At 71.8% G+C, this 16152-nt stretch carries 8 protein-coding genes; 6 read left to right on the top strand and 2 right to left on the bottom strand.

The genetic code is table 11. From position 1 onward, the window contains the following. Positions 1–3 precede the first annotated feature (3 nt). The 4 genes from AC07EG_RS22440 to AC07EG_RS22425 are packed head-to-tail and all read left to right on the top strand — an operon-like array spanning position 4 to position 12523. Entirely contained in the window at positions 4–2484 is a 2481-nt protein-coding gene (locus AC07EG_RS22440; RefSeq protein ID WP_478255097.1) for a non-ribosomal peptide synthetase, read from the top strand. Then, on the top strand, positions 2481–10157 hold the full coding sequence (locus AC07EG_RS22435; protein ID WP_478255096.1) for an amino acid adenylation domain-containing protein: 7677 nt from the start codon (positions 2481–2483) through the stop codon (positions 10155–10157). Before AC07EG_RS22440 ends, AC07EG_RS22435 begins: the two co-directional genes overlap by 4 nt. 1 nt (position 10158) lies before the next feature. Then, positions 10159–11433: an MFS transporter gene (locus AC07EG_RS22430; RefSeq protein WP_478255095.1), complete on the top strand. Its 1275-nt coding sequence runs from the start codon at positions 10159–10161 to the stop codon at positions 11431–11433. Positions 11434–11452: 19 nt separating this feature from the next. Then, entirely contained in the window at positions 11453–12523 is a 1071-nt protein-coding gene (locus tag AC07EG_RS22425; protein WP_478255094.1) for a GDSL-type esterase/lipase family protein, read from the top strand. A gap of 155 nt (positions 12524–12678) precedes the next feature. Here AC07EG_RS22425 and AC07EG_RS22420 read toward each other — a convergent pair whose 3' ends face one another. Continuing rightward, the gene (locus AC07EG_RS22420; protein ID WP_478255220.1) at positions 12679–12969 is read right to left on the bottom strand and encodes a winged helix-turn-helix transcriptional regulator; all 291 of its coding nucleotides are present in this window, start codon (positions 12967–12969) and stop codon (positions 12679–12681) included. 120 nt (positions 12970–13089) lie between these two features. On the opposite strand from AC07EG_RS22420, the gene AC07EG_RS22415 reads away from it, so the two are divergent. Next, the gene (locus tag AC07EG_RS22415) at positions 13090–13944 is read left to right on the top strand and encodes an NAD(P)-dependent oxidoreductase (RefSeq protein ID WP_478255093.1); all 855 of its coding nucleotides are present in this window, start codon (positions 13090–13092) and stop codon (positions 13942–13944) included. Positions 13945–14048: 104 nt separating this feature from the next. Next, the gene (locus AC07EG_RS22410) at positions 14049–14687 is read left to right on the top strand and encodes a GNAT family N-acetyltransferase (RefSeq protein WP_478255092.1); all 639 of its coding nucleotides are present in this window, start codon (positions 14049–14051) and stop codon (positions 14685–14687) included. On the opposite strand, the gene AC07EG_RS22405 is transcribed toward AC07EG_RS22410, so the two are convergent. Continuing rightward, the gene (locus tag AC07EG_RS22405; protein WP_478255091.1) at positions 14615–16063 is read right to left on the bottom strand and encodes an MFS transporter; all 1449 of its coding nucleotides are present in this window, start codon (positions 16061–16063) and stop codon (positions 14615–14617) included. The two genes, AC07EG_RS22410 and AC07EG_RS22405, sit on opposite strands and share 73 nt — an antisense overlap. Positions 16064–16152: the final 89 nt, after the last annotated feature.

Below are 16152 nucleotides of genomic sequence, written 5' to 3'. Positions count from 1 at the left end.
ATGGTGACCAGGGAGTTCTGGACCGAACGGCTGGCCGGTTTCGCCGAGCCGACCCGGCTCGGCGGCGAACGCGGCGACCACGGCGAACGTGACGACCACGGCGGGCACGCCGTGGTGGACGGCCAAACCGTTTCGCTGGCGGCGCTCAAGCAAGCGGGCGCACCGGCGGGGGTGCCACCGGAGCACGTGGTCCTCGCGGCGTGGAGCCTGCTGCTCGCCGCGCACGCCGGCACCGACGACGTGGTGTTCGGGGTGCGCCCGGCCGGGGTGGACCAGGCGACGCCGCTGCGGGTGCGGCTGCGCCACGACCTGCCGCTGACCGCGTTCTTCGCCGCCCTGCGCGCCCAGCTCGAAGCCGGACTCGCCCAGCCTGCCCCGGACGAAGCCGACCTGGCCGCCTGCGCGGGCCTGGCCGAGGGCACCGCCCTGTTCGACAAGGTGGTGCGCTGGGACCACGACACCACCACCCGCCACGCCCTGGAACTACGCCTGGACCCGGACGAGCCGAACCTGCGGCTGCGGCTGCACCACCGGCTCGACCCCGCCCTGGCACAGCGGCTGCTCGACGACCTCGACCGGCTGCTGACCGACATGGTCACCCGCTCCGGCGCCACCGCACTGCACGAATTCACCGTGCTCTCCCCCGCAGAACAGCAGCGCATCACCCGGGACTGGAACGACACCGCCGTGCAGCGGACCCCGGCGTGCATCCACGAACTCGTCGAACACCAAGCCGCCCGCACCCCGGACGCACTCGCCGTGCTCCAGGGCGAGAACCGGCTCACCTACGCCGAACTCGACGCGGCCGCCGGGAAACTGGCGCGCCGCCTGGCCGCGGCCGGGATCGGCCCCGGCGACTTCGTGGCCCTGCGGTTGCGCCGCACCGTGCACACCGTCACCGCCCTGCTCGGGGTGCTCAAGGCCGGGGCCGCCTACGCCCCGATCGAACCGTCCCTGCCCGCCGAACGCGCCCGCACCCTGCTCACCTCGCTGCGCGCCCGCGTGCTCATCACCGACCGCGACCAGGTCGGCGCCGCCCGCGAACTCGGCGACCACGAAGTCCTGTGGGTCGGCGAACCGGACGGCACCGAAGGCTGGGCACTGGCCGACCCCGGCCCCGGCGCCCCCACCCCGCACCGCGCCCAGCCCGGTGACCAGGCCTACGTCATCTTCACCTCGGGCTCCACCGGCACCCCCAAGGGCGTGCTGCTCTCCCACGCCCCGGTGGTCAACCTGATCGAATGGGTCAACACCACCCACGGCGTCGGCCCGGCCGACCGGGTCCTGTTCCTCACCTCACTCGGCTTCGACCTCTCGGTCTACGACGTGTTCGGCGTGCTCGCCGCCGGCGGCAGCATCCGGGTCGCCACCGACGAGGAGATCCGCGACCCCCGGCGCCTGCTGTCCATCCTGGACAGCGAGCCGATCACCTTCTGGGACTCCGCCCCCGCCGCACTGCAGCAACTGGAACCGTTCTTCACCCTGCGCGGCCCCCGCGAAGACCACCCGCTGCGGCTGGTGTTCCTCAGCGGCGACTGGGTCCCGCTCACCCTGCCCGGCTCGGTGCGCACCGCCTTCGGCAACCCCCGGGTGGTCGCGCTCGGCGGCGCCACCGAAGCGGCGATCTGGTCGAACTCCTTCCCGGTCGAGCGGGTCGACCCGGGCTGGGCCAGCATCCCCTACGGCAGGCCGATCGACAACGCCCGCTACCACGTGCTCGACGGCGCCCTGCGCCCAGCCGTCATCGGCGCCCCCGGCGACCTCTACATCGGCGGCGACTGCCTCGCCCTCGGCTACCACGGCGACCCGGCCAGAACCGCGGAAAAATTCCTCCCCGACCCGTTCAGCGACACACCCGGCGCACGGCTCTACCGCACCGGCGACCGCGCCAGGTACTGGCCCGACGGCACCATCGAATTCCTCGGCAGGCAGGACGACCAGGTCAAACTCCGCGGCTACCGGATCGAACTCGGCGAAGTGGAAGCCGCACTGGCCACCGCACCCGGCGTCGCCTCGGCCGTGGCACTGGTCAGCGACCAGCAACTCGTCGGCTACGCGGTGCGCGCCCCCGGCGCCGAACCCGACCCCGCCGCGCTGCGCGACCAGCTCACCCAGCGGCTGCCCGCCTACATGGTGCCCGCCCAGATCCTCGTGCTCGACACCCTGCCGGTCACCCCCAACGGCAAACTCGACCGCCGCGCCCTGCCCGCCCCCACCCCGCCGGTGCCCTACCTCGAACCCGGCACCCCGGTCGAAAAAGCCATCGCCGAACTGTGGACCGACGTGCTCGGCGTCGACCGCGTCGGCGTCGCGGACAACTTCTTCGACCTGGGCGGGCACTCGCTGCTGATCACCCAGCTGCTGGCCAGGGTCAAGGCCGCGCTCGACCTCGACGTGCCGATGACGGCCGTGCTCGACCACCAGACGCTCGGCGAGTTCGCCGCGGTGGTGGAGACCATGCTGCTCGAAGAACTCGACGCATGAGCGCGGACACCCGCCTGCAAGCCCTGCTGGAACAACGCCTCTCCCGCGCGAAAACCCGCACCACCATCCCCCGCGGTGACGGGCCGAGACGGGCCTCCCCGGCGCAGGAACGCATGCTCTTCCTCGAAGAACTGCACCCGGGCGCGGCGACCTACCACGTGGTGTTCACCTTCCGCGTGGACGGCCCGCTCGACCCCGGCCGGCTCGAAACCGCGCTCCGCGGCGCCGAAGCCCGCCACGACATCCTGCGCACCGTCTACCAGCGCCGCGGCGCCGAAGAATTCCAGGTGGTCGCCGCACCCCCGCTGCGGCTGCGCCACGCCGACCGGGAACCCGACCTCGACGCCCAGGTGCTCGCCGAGTTCCACCAGCCGTTCGACCTGCGCCGCGGCCCGGTGTGGCGGGCCCTGCTGATCCGATCCGGCGAAACCAGCCACCACCTCGTGCTCACCCTGCACCACATCGCCTTCGACGGCGCCTCCATCGACATCCTGCTGCGCGAGGTCACCGACACCTACACCGGAGCACCCGAACCCGCCCCACCAGCCATCCAGTACGCCGACTTCGCCGCCTGGCAACGCGAACAGCTCACCAGCGGCGGCTACCGCGCCCAGCTCGACCACTGGGCCACCCAGCTCGCCGACGCCCCCGCCCGGCTCAACCTGCCCGCCGACCACCCCGGCACCGGCACCGGCCGCGCGGCACTGGTGCGCACCCACCTCGACCCCGCCGCCACCACCGAACTGCGTGCCTTCGCCCGCCGCCACGGCGCCACCCCGTTCATGGTGCTGCTCGCCTGCTTCCAAAGCCTGCTGCACCGCTACAGCGGCCAATTCGACATCGTGGTCGGCACCTCGGTGGCCGGGCGCACCACCCCCGAGGTCGAACCGCTGATCGGGTTGTTCGTCAACACCGTGGCCCTGCGGTCCCGGTTCGGGCGCCGCACCACCTTCGCCGCCCTGCTCGCCCAAGTCCGCGCCACCGCCGCCACCGCGTTCTCCCACCAGGACGTGCCCTTCGAAACCGTGGCCGGCCGGTTGCCGCTGGAGCGCGACCTGACCACCACCCCGGTGTTCAGCGTGCTGATCAACTGGACCGCCGCCGACCGCGCCCCCCGCCCGCTCGGCGACGCGGTGCTGACCTACCTGCCCCGCACCGGCGCCGGCCACGCCAAGTTCGACCTCAACCTCGACCTCGGCGAACACGACGGACAGCTGGAACTGGAACTCGAATACGACCGCGACCGCTACGACGAGACCACCGCCACCCGCCTGCTCGGGCACCTGACCACCCTGACCCGCGCCGCGCTCACCGACCCCGGCCAAGCCATCGCCGACCTGCCCCTGATGGACACCGCGGAACACGACCTGGTCACCCGCCGGTGGGCCGGACCCGACGCCGACTACGGCACCCCGGGCAACCTCGCCGACCTGTTCCACGTGGACGGTGACGCGATCGCACTGGTCGACGGCGACCGCGAAATCACCTACCGCGAACTGAACCAGCGGGCCGACGACCTGGCCCACCACCTGATCACCCTCGGCGCACGAGCCGACCAGCCCATCGGCGTGCTGCTGGAACGCTCGGCCGAACTGGTGAGCACCATCCTCGGCATCCTGCGCTCCGGCGCCCCGTACCTGCCACTGGAACCGGACAACCCCGACGCCCGCACCACCGGCGTGCTCGCCGACGCCCAAGCCGCACTGGTGGTCACCGACACCACGCTCGCCACCCGGGTCACCACCTGCCCCACCCTGCTGCTCGGCGACGTCCCCGCAGGCCCCGGCCACCCACCCGCGATCCGCGTCGACCCCGACGACCTGGCCTACCTCTTCTACACCTCCGGCTCCACCGGCCGCCCCAAAGGCGTCGCGATGAGCCACCGCGCCGCCCACAACCAGATCCGCTGGCAACTCCACACCCACGGCCCCGCCCCCGAAGACGCCGTGCTGTTCAAAACCCCGGTCAACTTCGACGTCTCGGTGGTCGAACTGTTCACCGCGCTGCACGCCGGGGCACGCCTGGTCGTCGCCGAACCCGGCGGGCACCGCGACCCCGCCTACCTGCGGCAGCTGATCGCCGCCCGGGGCGTCACCCGCGCGCACTTCGTGCCCACCGTGCTCGCCGCCCTGCTCCACGCCGACGGCGGCTCCCTCGACTCACTGCAACAGGTGCAAAGCGCCGGAGAGGCGCTGCCACCGGAACTGCGCGACACCTTCCTGTCCACACTGGACGCCGAACTGATCAACGCCTACGGCCCCACCGAAACCACCGTGCTGGTCACCGCCGGTAAAACCCACCTCGGCGAAGAAGGCGTGCCGATCGGACGGCCCCTGCCCAACACCCGCTGCTACGTGCTCGACGACAACCACCAACCCCAGCCCATCGGCATCCCGGGAGAACTGTGCGTCGGCGGCGTGCAAATCGCCCGCGGCTACCTCGGCCGCCCCGACCGCACCGCGGAAAGCTTCATCCCCGACCCGTTCGGCCGAACAAGCACAGCGGCGCCGAGCGCCTCGTTCGGGGGTGGTGGCCGGGCGACGGGCGGGCGGCTGTACCGCACCGGCGACCTGGTCCGCTGGCGAGCCGACGGACGCCTGGAATTCCTCGGCCGCATCGACCACCAGGTCAAACTCCGCGGCCACCGCATCGAACTCGGCGAAATCGAAACCGTGCTCGCCGAACACCACACCGTCGACCAAGCCGTGGTCACCGTGCACGGCGACCAGCTCGCCGCCTACCTGACCGCGCGGACCGCCCCCGACCCCGCCACCCTGCGCGACTGGCTCACCACCAAACTACCCGCCTACATGGTGCCCGCCTCCTACACCCACCTCGACCGCTTCCCGCAAACCTCCAGCGGCAAAGTCGACCGCAACAAACTCCCTGCCCCCGCCGAAACCACCCACACCACCCGCCCCTACACCGCCCCCGCCACCCCCGCCGAACAACACCTCGCCGACATCTGGGCCGACGTGCTCGACCTCGACCGCGTCGGCCGCCACGACGACTTCTTCGCCCTCGGCGGCCACTCCCTGCTCGCCGTCCAAGTGACCAGCCGCGCCCGCGAAACCCTCGGCATACCCGTCCCCCTGCGCCTGCTGTTCGAAGCCCCCACCATCGCCCGCCTCGCCGCCCGCCTCACCGCAGCCACCGGCCCCGCCCTGCCCCCGGTCGAAACCGCCACCGACCGCACACAGCTCTCCGCCGCCGAAACCCGCCTCTGGTTCGTCGACCAACTCGACCCCGGCGACCCCGCCTACAACCTCCCAGCCATCTGCCGCCTCCACGGCCCCCTCGACCCCGACGCCCTCACCCGCGCCCTGCACACCGTCGCCACCACCCACGAAGCCCTGCGCACCACCTTCCCCGCCACCGACGGCCGCCCCACCCGCGCCCTGACCACAACACCGATGCCGATCCGCACCACCACCGCGTCAGAAACCGAACTCACCACCCTCCTCGCCACCGAAGCCGCCACCCGCTTCGACCTCGCCACCGGCCCCCTCGCCCGCGCCACCCTCATCACCCTCAGCGACACCGAACACGTGCTCGCCCTGACCTGCCACCACTCCATCGTCGACGGCTGGTCCATCGGCGTCCTGCTCGACGACCTCCGCACCGCCTACACCGGCCACCCCCTGCCCACCCGGCCCCACCACGCCGCCGACTACGCCGCCTGGCAACACCGCCTCGACCACAGCACCGCCCTGGAGTACTGGCGCCGGCAACTCACCAACCTGCCCCCGGCCCTCGCCCTGCCCACCGACAGCGCTGCCGCCTCAGCCGACGCCGCTTCGAGCAGCACCCGCCGCAGCGAGCCAACCGGTGCTCCCGCGGGCCGAAGCGAGCCGACGCACCCGGCCGGTACCGCTCCCCGCACCAGCGACCACAGCGGATCAGCCGGTGCCGCCCACCGGTTCACCCTGCCGGACGAGATCACCGCCCCGCTCACCGCACTCACCGCGGAAGAGGGGTGCACCCCGTTCATGGGGCTGCTCGCCGCCTACGCGGTGGTGCTCAGCCGCTACACCGGGCAGGACGACCTGGTGCTCACCATGCCGATCGCCGACCGGGCACGGCCCGAACTCGAAAACATCGTCGGGTTGTTGCTCAACACCGCGGTGCTGCGGCTCGACACCACCGGCACCCGCACCTACCGCGAACTCCTGCACACCGTCCGCGACACCACCCTCGCCGCCTACGAACACCGCACCCTGCCCTTCGACCGCCTCGTCGGCGAACTCGGCCTCGACGGCGCCGCCCTCACCCGCTACAGCGTCACCCTCGACCCCTCCCCCGGCACCACCGCCTTCACCGGCGACGTGGTCGCCGAACCCGAACCCTTCGTCCCGGCCCACTCCAAAGCCGACCTCAACCTGCTCTTCGAGGAGAACGGCACGGCGGGCTGGCTGGTCTACCGCACCGCCCTGTTCACCCCCGGCCGCATCGAACGCCTCGCCGGGCACCTGCGCACCCTGCTCACCGGCGCCCTCGCCGACCCCGACACCCCACTGGCCGACCTCACCCTGCTCACCGCCGCCGAACGCACCGCCCTCACCACACCACCCACCAGCCGCCCCCTGCCCGGACTGCTCACCGCCACCCCGCAGCCCACCACCAGCGACCACACCCCGCCCAAACTGTTCACCCCCACCCCGCAACCCACCTCCGCCCACTACCGCACCTCGCCCGAACCGTTCACCCCCACCCGGCAATCCGCCACCACCCACCGCACCCACTCCGCACCCCTCACCACCCCGCAACCCACCACGGACCAACCCCGCACCCTGCCCGAACTCTTCACCGCCCAAGCCACCCGCACCCCCGACGCACCCGCCGTACCCGGCCTGACCTACCGCCAACTCGACCAGCGCGCCAACCAGTTCGCCCACCACCTGCTCACCCGCACCACCCCCGGCCACCTCATCGCCCTCCACCTCGACCGCGGACCCGACCAGGCCGTGGCCGTCCTCGGCACCTGGCGCGCCGGCTGCGCCTACCTCGCCCTCGACCCGCACCACCCACCCACCCGCCACCGCGAACTCCTCGAAGACAGCGGCGCCACCCTCGTCATCGACCAGGTCCACACCACCGGCCAGCCCACCACCCCACCCCCGGTCACCGCCGACCCCGACGACCTGGCCTACCTCGTCTACACCTCCGGCTCCACCGGCCGCCCCAAAGGCGTGCGCACCCCCCACCACGCCGCCGCCGCCTACCTCGCCGACTACCTCGCCACCCACTACGGCCTCGGCCCCGCCGACACCGTGCTCCAACTCGCCGCCCTGCCCTTCGACGCCGCCACCCGCGACCTGTTCGGCCCGCTGACCACCGGCGCCCGCGTCGTCCTGCTCGACCACGAACACGCCGCCGACCCCGAAGCCATCCTCGACACCATCGACCGCGAACAGGTCACCTGCCTGCTCAGCGTCGTGCCCACCCTGCTCCGCGCCATCCTCACCGCCGCACACGAAAACCGGAAACCCCGCGGCCCCCACCTGCGCCTCGTGCTCACCGCCGGCGAAGCACTCGACCTCACCGACTGCGCCCGCACCCGCGCCACCTTCGACGGCAGGCCACTGGTGGTCAACCAGTACGGCCCCACCGAAGCCACCATGACCACCACCGCCCACCCCGTCACCGACGGCACCCACGGCCCCGCCCCACTCGGCCACCCCGTCGCCGGCGCCCGCCTCTACCTCGTCGACCACTACGGCCACCTCACCCCCACCGGCGTACCCGGCGAAGTGTGGATCGGCGGCACCCGACTCGCCCAGGGCTACCACCACCAACCCGGCCTCACCGCCGAACGCTTCGTCCCCGACCCCTTCACCACCGAACCCGGCGCCCGCGCCTACCGCACCGGCGACCTCGCCCGCCGCGAACCCGACGGCACCCTGCACTTCCTCGGCCGCCTCGACGACCAGGTCAAGATCCGCGGCAACCGCGTCGAACCCACCGGCATCGAAAACGCGCTGCGCGCCCTCCCCGGCGTCAACGAAGCCGCCGTGCTCGCCACCGGCACACCACCGCACCTGACCGCCTACGTCACCCCCGCCACCCTCAACGGCCCCGCCCTGCGCGACGAACTCCGCACCCGGCTACCCGAACACCAGATCCCCACCCGCATCCACCCCCTACCCGCCCTGCCCCGCACCCCCAACAACAAAATCGACCGCAAAGCCCTCACCGCACTCCAAACCCCCGCCGAACCCACCCCCGCCACCACCCGGTCGGCCACCGAAACCGTGCTCACCGCCCTGTTCGACGAACTGCTCGGCACCCAGCACACCGGCCGCGACGACAACTTCTTCAGCCACGGCGGCCACTCCCTGCTCGCCGCCCAGCTCACCGCCCGCCTCCGCCGCACCTTCGGCCTCACCGTGCCCCTGCGCACCGTGCTCGACCACCCCACCGTCGCCGCACTCGCCACCTGGATCGACACCCACGCGAGCAACCCCCACCCACCACAAGCGGCCGAAACCCCCACCGCACTCACCCCCGCCCAGCGCGCCATCCTCGACCACACCCGCCAACACCCCGACACCCCCGCCTACCACATCGGCTTCGCCGCCCTCCTCCACGGACCACTCGACGAAACCGCCCTCACCCGCGCCGTCGACGCCACCGTCGCCCGCCACGAAATCCTCCGCACCCGCTTCACCGACCCACCCCACACCGAACCCAACGTCCTCATCCGCTTCCTCCGCCACACCACCCGCGACCAAGCCGAAGCCACCGCACTCGCCGAAACCGAACTGCGCACCCCCTTCGACCTCACCACCGAACCCCCCATACGCGCCGCCCTCATCCGCTACGCCCCCGACCACCACCTGTTCGCCCTCACCGCCCACCACATCGCCGCCGACGGCTGGACCCTCTCCGTCCTGCAACGCGACCTCACCGAGTACTACAACGCCCAACGCCAGAACCGCACCCCGCAACTACCCCCCGTCACCGGCTTCCGCCCCACCCACCAGTCCGATCTGGACTTCTGGACCCGGCTCCTGCACGACGTCCCCACCCGGCTGCACCTCCCCACCGACCACCCCCGACCCGACCACCCCACCCTCGACGGCGCCACCCGCTACTTCGACCTCGACCCCACCACCAGCCAAGCCGTCCAAGACCTCGCCCACCGCACCGGAACCACCGAATTCCTCGTCCTGCTCACCGCCACCCAACGCTGGCTCCACCGCCAAACCGGCCAAGACCGCTTCACCACCGCCATCCCCGTCAGCAACCGCCCCGACCCCACCACCGAACACACCGCCGGCCCCTACGCCAACACCCTCCCCATCCCCGCCGACCTCCGCGGCCACCCCACCTTCCACCAGCACCTCACCCGCGTCCGCCACACCGTCCTCGAAGCCTGGGAACACCAGAGCACCCCCTACGAACACCTCCACACCCCCTGCCAGGTCATGTTCGGCATGCAGAACCTGCCCACCCCCACCGAAACCCTCACCGGCCTGACCACCACCCCGATCAACCTCGACCGCGGCACCTGCCGCTACGAACTCCACCTCCGCTGCCACCGCACCCCCACCGGCCTCTCCGGCTGGCTCGAACACAACACCACCCTGTTCACCCCCGACGGCATCGAACGCCGACTCGAAGACTTCCGCACCACCCTCCACCACGCGGTGACCAACCCCGAAGGACGCTGACGTGCGCGTGTTCAACCTGATCTGGGCAGGCCAGGGCCTCTCCCTGATCGGCTCCGCGATGACCACCTTCGGCATCGGCGTCTGGGTCTTCCTCGACACCGGCTCCCCCACCCACTTCGCCACCCTCGTCCTCGCCGCCTCCCTCCCCGCCCTGCTCGTGCTCCCCCTCGCCGGCGCACTCGTCGACCGCTGGGACCGCCGCCGCGTCATGCTGCTCTCCGACACCGGCGCCGCCCTCGCCCCCGCCGGCGTCGTCCTCCTCCACACCACCGGCACCCTCCAGCTCTGGCACGTCTACCTCCTCATCGGCACCGGCGCCATCTTCAAAGCCTTCCAATGGCCCGCCTTCTCCGCCCTCGTCCCCCAACTCGTCGGCAAGGAAAACCTCGGCAAAGCCAACGGCCGCGTCTCCCTCATCGAAGCCGCGGGCCAGGTCTTCGGCGCCCTCCTCGGCGGCGGCCTCTACGCCCTCGTCGGCCTCCGCGGCCTGCTCCTCATCGACCTGCTCACCCTCGCCGCCGCCCTCGGCACCCTCCTCCACTCCTTCCGCTGGCTCCCCACCGAACCCCCACGACCGAAAACCGGCAGCGCCACCACCACCCACCGCGACGAACTCCTCGAAGGCTGGCGCTTCATCAAGCAACGCCCCGGCCTCCTCGGCCTCCTCCTCTTCTTCGCCGCCAACAACCTGGTCATGGAAATGGCCATCGTGCTCGTCCCACCCCTCGTGCTCAGCACCCACACCCCCGCCGACCTCGGCCTGGTCAACGCCATCGGCTGGACCGGCATGACCGCCGTCAGCCTGCTCATCAGCACCACCCGCGGCCCCCGCCGCCTCATCCGCGCCATCCTCACCGTCGCCACCTGCCACGCCCTGCTCGTGCTCGCCATGGGCATCGAGCAATCGGTCTGGACGCTCGCCGCCGGCATGTTCGGCATCCTCGGCGGCTACGCCGTCACCAACGCCGCCAGCGCCACCCTCTGGCAACGCAAAACCCCCCACGACAAACAAGGCCGCGTCTTCGCCATCCGCCGCATGGTCGCCTGGTCCGCCGAACCACTCGCCTACGCACTGGCAGGCCCCTTCGCCCAACTCGCCGGCACCCCCATCGCCCAGCACCTCGGCCTCGGCCGAGGCGGCGGCATCGCCGTGGTCTTCCTGCTCGCCGGACCCGCCCTCCTCCTCGTGGTCACCCTCACCTGGCTCCGCCCCCGCGTCCGCCACGCCGAAAGTGAGCTTCCCGACGCCCTCGCTTCACCAACAGCCCGAACCTGATCTCCTAGACTGTGCCCCGATGCGACAGAACCGGTGGTGGGTCAGCGCGGGCGCGCTCGCCTTCGCAGCAGCCCTCGTGGCGATCTTCGTGCTCGCCGGCCCCGAATCCCAACCCGGCAGGCCACTCGAACCACCCGGCCCACCCGGCACCGGCCCACTCACCCTCGTCAGCCTCGGCGACAGCACCCTCTCCGGCGAAGGCGCCGGCCTCTACACCCCCGAAACCAACGGCCTCAACGGAAACTGGTGCCACCGCTCACCCAACGCCACCATCCACGAAACCGACGTCGCCGACATCGAAGCCAAAGTCAACCTCGCCTGCTCCGGCGCCCCCTCCGCCCAAGTCGGCTTCGGCGACACCCAGCAGTGGACCGAACCCTCCCAAGCCCAGCGCCTCGGTGAACTCACCACCACCCACCGCGTCGCCGCCGTGGTCATCGCCGTCGGCGCCAACGACGAACCCCACTTCTCCCAGCTCATCTCCGAATGCTTCCAATCCTGGTTCAACGTCCGCGCCGCCCCCTGCAGCGAACGCCTCAAAACCGAATGGCAGCCCCGCGTCGACGCCATGGTCCCCCGCGTCGTCAAAGCCGTCGGCGACGTCAAAAAAGCCCTCGCCGACCGCGGCTACGACCCCGAGGACTACGACCTCGTCCTCCAGTCCTACGCCGCCCCCATCGGCCCCGGCATCCCCGAACAGTTCCGCAACCTCAACGGCTGCCCCTTCCGCACCGAAGACCTCGACTGGGTCGCCGGCCCCGGCATCACCGCCCTCACCGAAGGACTGCGCACCGCCGCCGCCCAATCCGGCGCCCGCTTCCTCGACCTCTCCCGCGCCGGCGTCGGCCACGAAGCCTGCAGCGGCGGCCCCAACGCCACCCACGAATGGTTCAGCAGGCTCACCGTGCAGTGGACCGACCTGTCCTCCGTGGACCGCGCCAACCACGCCATCCAGGAATCCTTCCACCCCAACGCCGCCGGCCACGCCCAGTTCGGCCGCTGCCTCGGCGAATTCCTCTCCACCGAAGCCCCCACCGCCGCCTGCCTCAAAGGCCAGGACGGCAACCTGCACGCCACAGCCGCGCCCTGACCGCGCTCACCCCGGGTTCCCGCGGCACCCCTCGGTCACGGCCTGACCGCGCTCGTCCCCGGACCGACAGCCGACCAGCGCACCGGTCGCCCCGCACCGATTCCACGCACCCCCAAGCGCGCTTGACCCCGGACCGGCGTCCGGGCGGCACCCCATCAACGATCCCGCGGCATCCCCTCCAGCACCGCCATGTTGCGCTCACCCCACTCACCCAGCGGCAACATCGCCGCGACCAGCGAAGCGCCGAACCCCGTCAGCGAATACGCCACCCTCGGCGGCACCTCCCGGTAGTCCTCCCGGTGCACCACCCCGGCATCCGCCAACTCCCGCAACGACAGGATCAGCATCCGCTCGCTGATCCCCGGCACCTCCCGCCGCACCTCCGCGAACCGCAACGGCCCGTCCTGCAACGCCCACAGGATCAACGCCTTCCACTTCCCACCCATCACATCGACCGCCGCGTCCAGCCCGCACGTGTAACCCCGCCGCTTCACCCAGCCACCCCTTCCACACGAACAAAAATGTAGGTACTTCCCCGAATGTACGTGCCGGGCGAAGATCAGCGCATGCACAACACCGAAGTCACCGTCGCCGGTCTCGGCGCGATGGGCTCCGCGCTCGCCAAAGCCCTGCTCGACGGCGGCCACACGGTCACCGTGTGGAACCGCACCCCCGGCCGCGTCCCCGAACTCGCCCCGCACGAAGTCCGCGACATCGAACAGGCCGTGGCCGCCAGCCCCGTCACCATCACCTGCCTGACCACCTACGACGCCACCCTCTCCGCCCTCGAACCAGCCGCCGAGGCCATCACCGGCCGCACCCTGATCACCCTCAACAGCGGCACCCCCGCCGGCGCCCGCACGATGGCCGCCTGGGCCACCGCCCACGGCGCCGACTTCCTCGACGGCGCGGTCAAGGACGTGCCCGACGCGGTCGGCAAACCCGACACCCTGCTCTACTACAGCGGCGACCGCACCGTGTTCGACCGGCACGCCGAACTGCTGCGCACCCTCGGCGGCGACACCGTGTTCCTCGGCCCCGACGTCGACCTGGCCGCGCTGTACGAATCTGCGGTCGGCGGCACACTGCTGCCCGCCCTGCTCGGCTTCTTCCAAGGCGCGGCACTGGTCACCGCCCGCGGGCTGCCCGCCGCGTCGCTCGTGCCGTACACGGTGAAGTGGCTGGAGATGATCGCCCAGGTGCTGCCCAGCCTCGCCGAGCACATCGACACCGGCGACTACACCAACCCCGCCTCGGCGCTGGGCCTGTTCCACGCGGGCATCGCGCACGACCGGGAACTGGCCGAGGAATCCGGCGTCGACTTCTCCTGGAACGCCCCGATGCACGATCTGCTCAACCGCGCCGTCGACCAGGGGCACGCCGAGCACAGCATCGCCGTGCTGACCGAGCTGCTCCGCTGATCTCGATGCCGTTTTTTCTACTTGATCGGATTTTGTACTAAACAGCCCGAGCGTATAGGTCGTTATACGTCAGAATGTCGGTGGCATCGGCTTGACTGTGGATCATGCACATCACCGAGCTCATCGACGACTGGGTGCACGGCTGGGCCGTGTCCCGCCGGGTCGGCCGGCCGGTCCCCATCGCAGCCGGCTTCCACCTGCACGTGGGCCTCCCCGGTCACCGCGAACGGTTCGTCCTCCCCCGGCTCGACGGCCTGCCGCCGGTGGCCGCCGGCCTGACCAGGGCGGACACCTGGATCAAGGTCTGCGCGCCGGAAACCGCCGTGCGCGCCGCCCTCTCCCCCGCCTGGACCTTCGACATCCCCGGCCACCTGATGTTCACCCCCCTGCACACCGCACCGCAGCGCCCGCTCCCGCCGCCGTACCGGCTCGAGTCCACAGTGGAGGGGAAGCTGCACCGCGTGGTGGTGCGCACGGCCGACGGCGAACTGGCTGCCCGCGGCCAGTTCGGCCTGGCGGGTCCGGCGGCGATCATGGACCAGATCGTCACCGAACCCGCCCACCAGCGCCGCGGCCTCGGCAGCGTGGTGATGGACGCGCTGCGGGAGCAGGCCATCGCGGCGGGCGCCGGGCGCGGCGTGCTGGTCGCGACGGACGACGGCCTCGCCCTCTACCGCCGTCTTGGCTGGACGCTCGTCTCACCGGTGACCGGTGTCCGGCTCACCGAAAGCGTGGCTGAATAGGGCGTTATACGCCGGGGGATCCAGCGGAGGGCCAGCACGCCGAGCAGCACGTGCAGCACCGCGGCCACTCCGGTAGCCACCCGCAACCCGGTGACGAACGCGCTCTTCGCCCCCTCCGCCGCCGCGGCCGCGAGGTGCGGCAGCTGGAGCGTTTCGCCGAGGGTCGCGGCCAGGCCGGGGCCGTCGAGCCGGAAGACCAGGGCCGCGAGCGAGCCGAGCAGCGCGATGCCCAGTGCGTTGCCGATTTCGTTGCTGGTCTCCGCGATCGCCCCGGCCGAACCCGCCCGTGCCGCGGGCACCGCACCGACCGCCGTATCGGCCACCACCGCGAAGGAGATGCCGTAGCCGACCCCCGCGACCACCGTGGACGCGACGTACCAGCCGATCCCGCCGGTGACCGCCGCCGGCAGCAGGAGCAGCAGCCCGGCCGCGATGGAGAAGTGGCAGCCCACCAGCGCCGCCCGCTTGCCGAGGCGGTCGACCACCACCGGCGTGACCACGCAGGTGAGCGTGAGCACCGCGGCACCGGGCAGCGCCAGCAACGCCGTGCGCAGCACCGGCAGGCCGAGCACGGACTGGAGGTAGACCCCCGCCAGGTACGCGGCCGCCGACCACGCCGCCAGCGGCAGCAAACCGGTGATGACCGCCACGGTGAACACCCGGTCGCGGAACAGGGTGAAGTCCATCAGCGGGTGTTCGAGGTGCCGCTGCCGCCGGACGAACCAGGCCACCAGCACCGGTCCCCCGATGCCCGCGAGCACCGGAACCACCGAAAACCCTTCGGTGGCAACGGCTTTGAGCGCGTAGACGGTGAGCAGCAGCCCCACCGCCGAAGTCACCACGCTGACGGCGTCGACGCGCCCGGGCCGGGTCGCCCGCACCTCGCGGAGCAGGACCGGCGCGAACACCAGGAACAACGCCAGCACCGGCAGGTTGACCAGGAACACCGAACCCCACCAGAACCGCTCCAGCAGCGCCCCGCCGACCACCGGGCCGATGGCGAACCCGGCGGCGAACGCGGCCGCGAAGATCCCGATGGCCCGCGCCCGCTGCCGCGGATCGGCGAACAGCTCGCTCAGCACCGCCAGCGCCGACGGCAGCAGGGTCGCCCCGGCCACCCCCATCAGCGTCCTGGCGGCGATCAGCAGTTCCGGGGTCGGCGCGAACGCGGCTCCCGCCGAGCCGATGCCGAACACCGCCGCCCCGATCACCAGCAACCTCAGCCTGCCGTACCGGTCGCCGAGGTTGCCGAACGCGATGAGCAGCGAGCCGACGGCGAAGCCGTAGCTGTCGAGGATCCACAGGGCCTCGCCGGCGCTCGGGGTGAGGGCCTGCCCGATCCGGGGCATCGCCAGGAACAGGATCGAACCGTCCATCGAAACCAGCAGGACCGGACCGAGGACCACCAATAACCCGAGCCAGGCCCGGGGTGCTTGCTGTGCTGACATGCCGTCGACCATCGGGC

The sequence above is a fragment of the Amycolatopsis sp. NPDC045836 genome (genome assembly GCF_056431745.1).
Note: the sequence above shows the minus strand (reverse complement) of the source record. Positions and strands in the feature narration are given on the sequence as shown.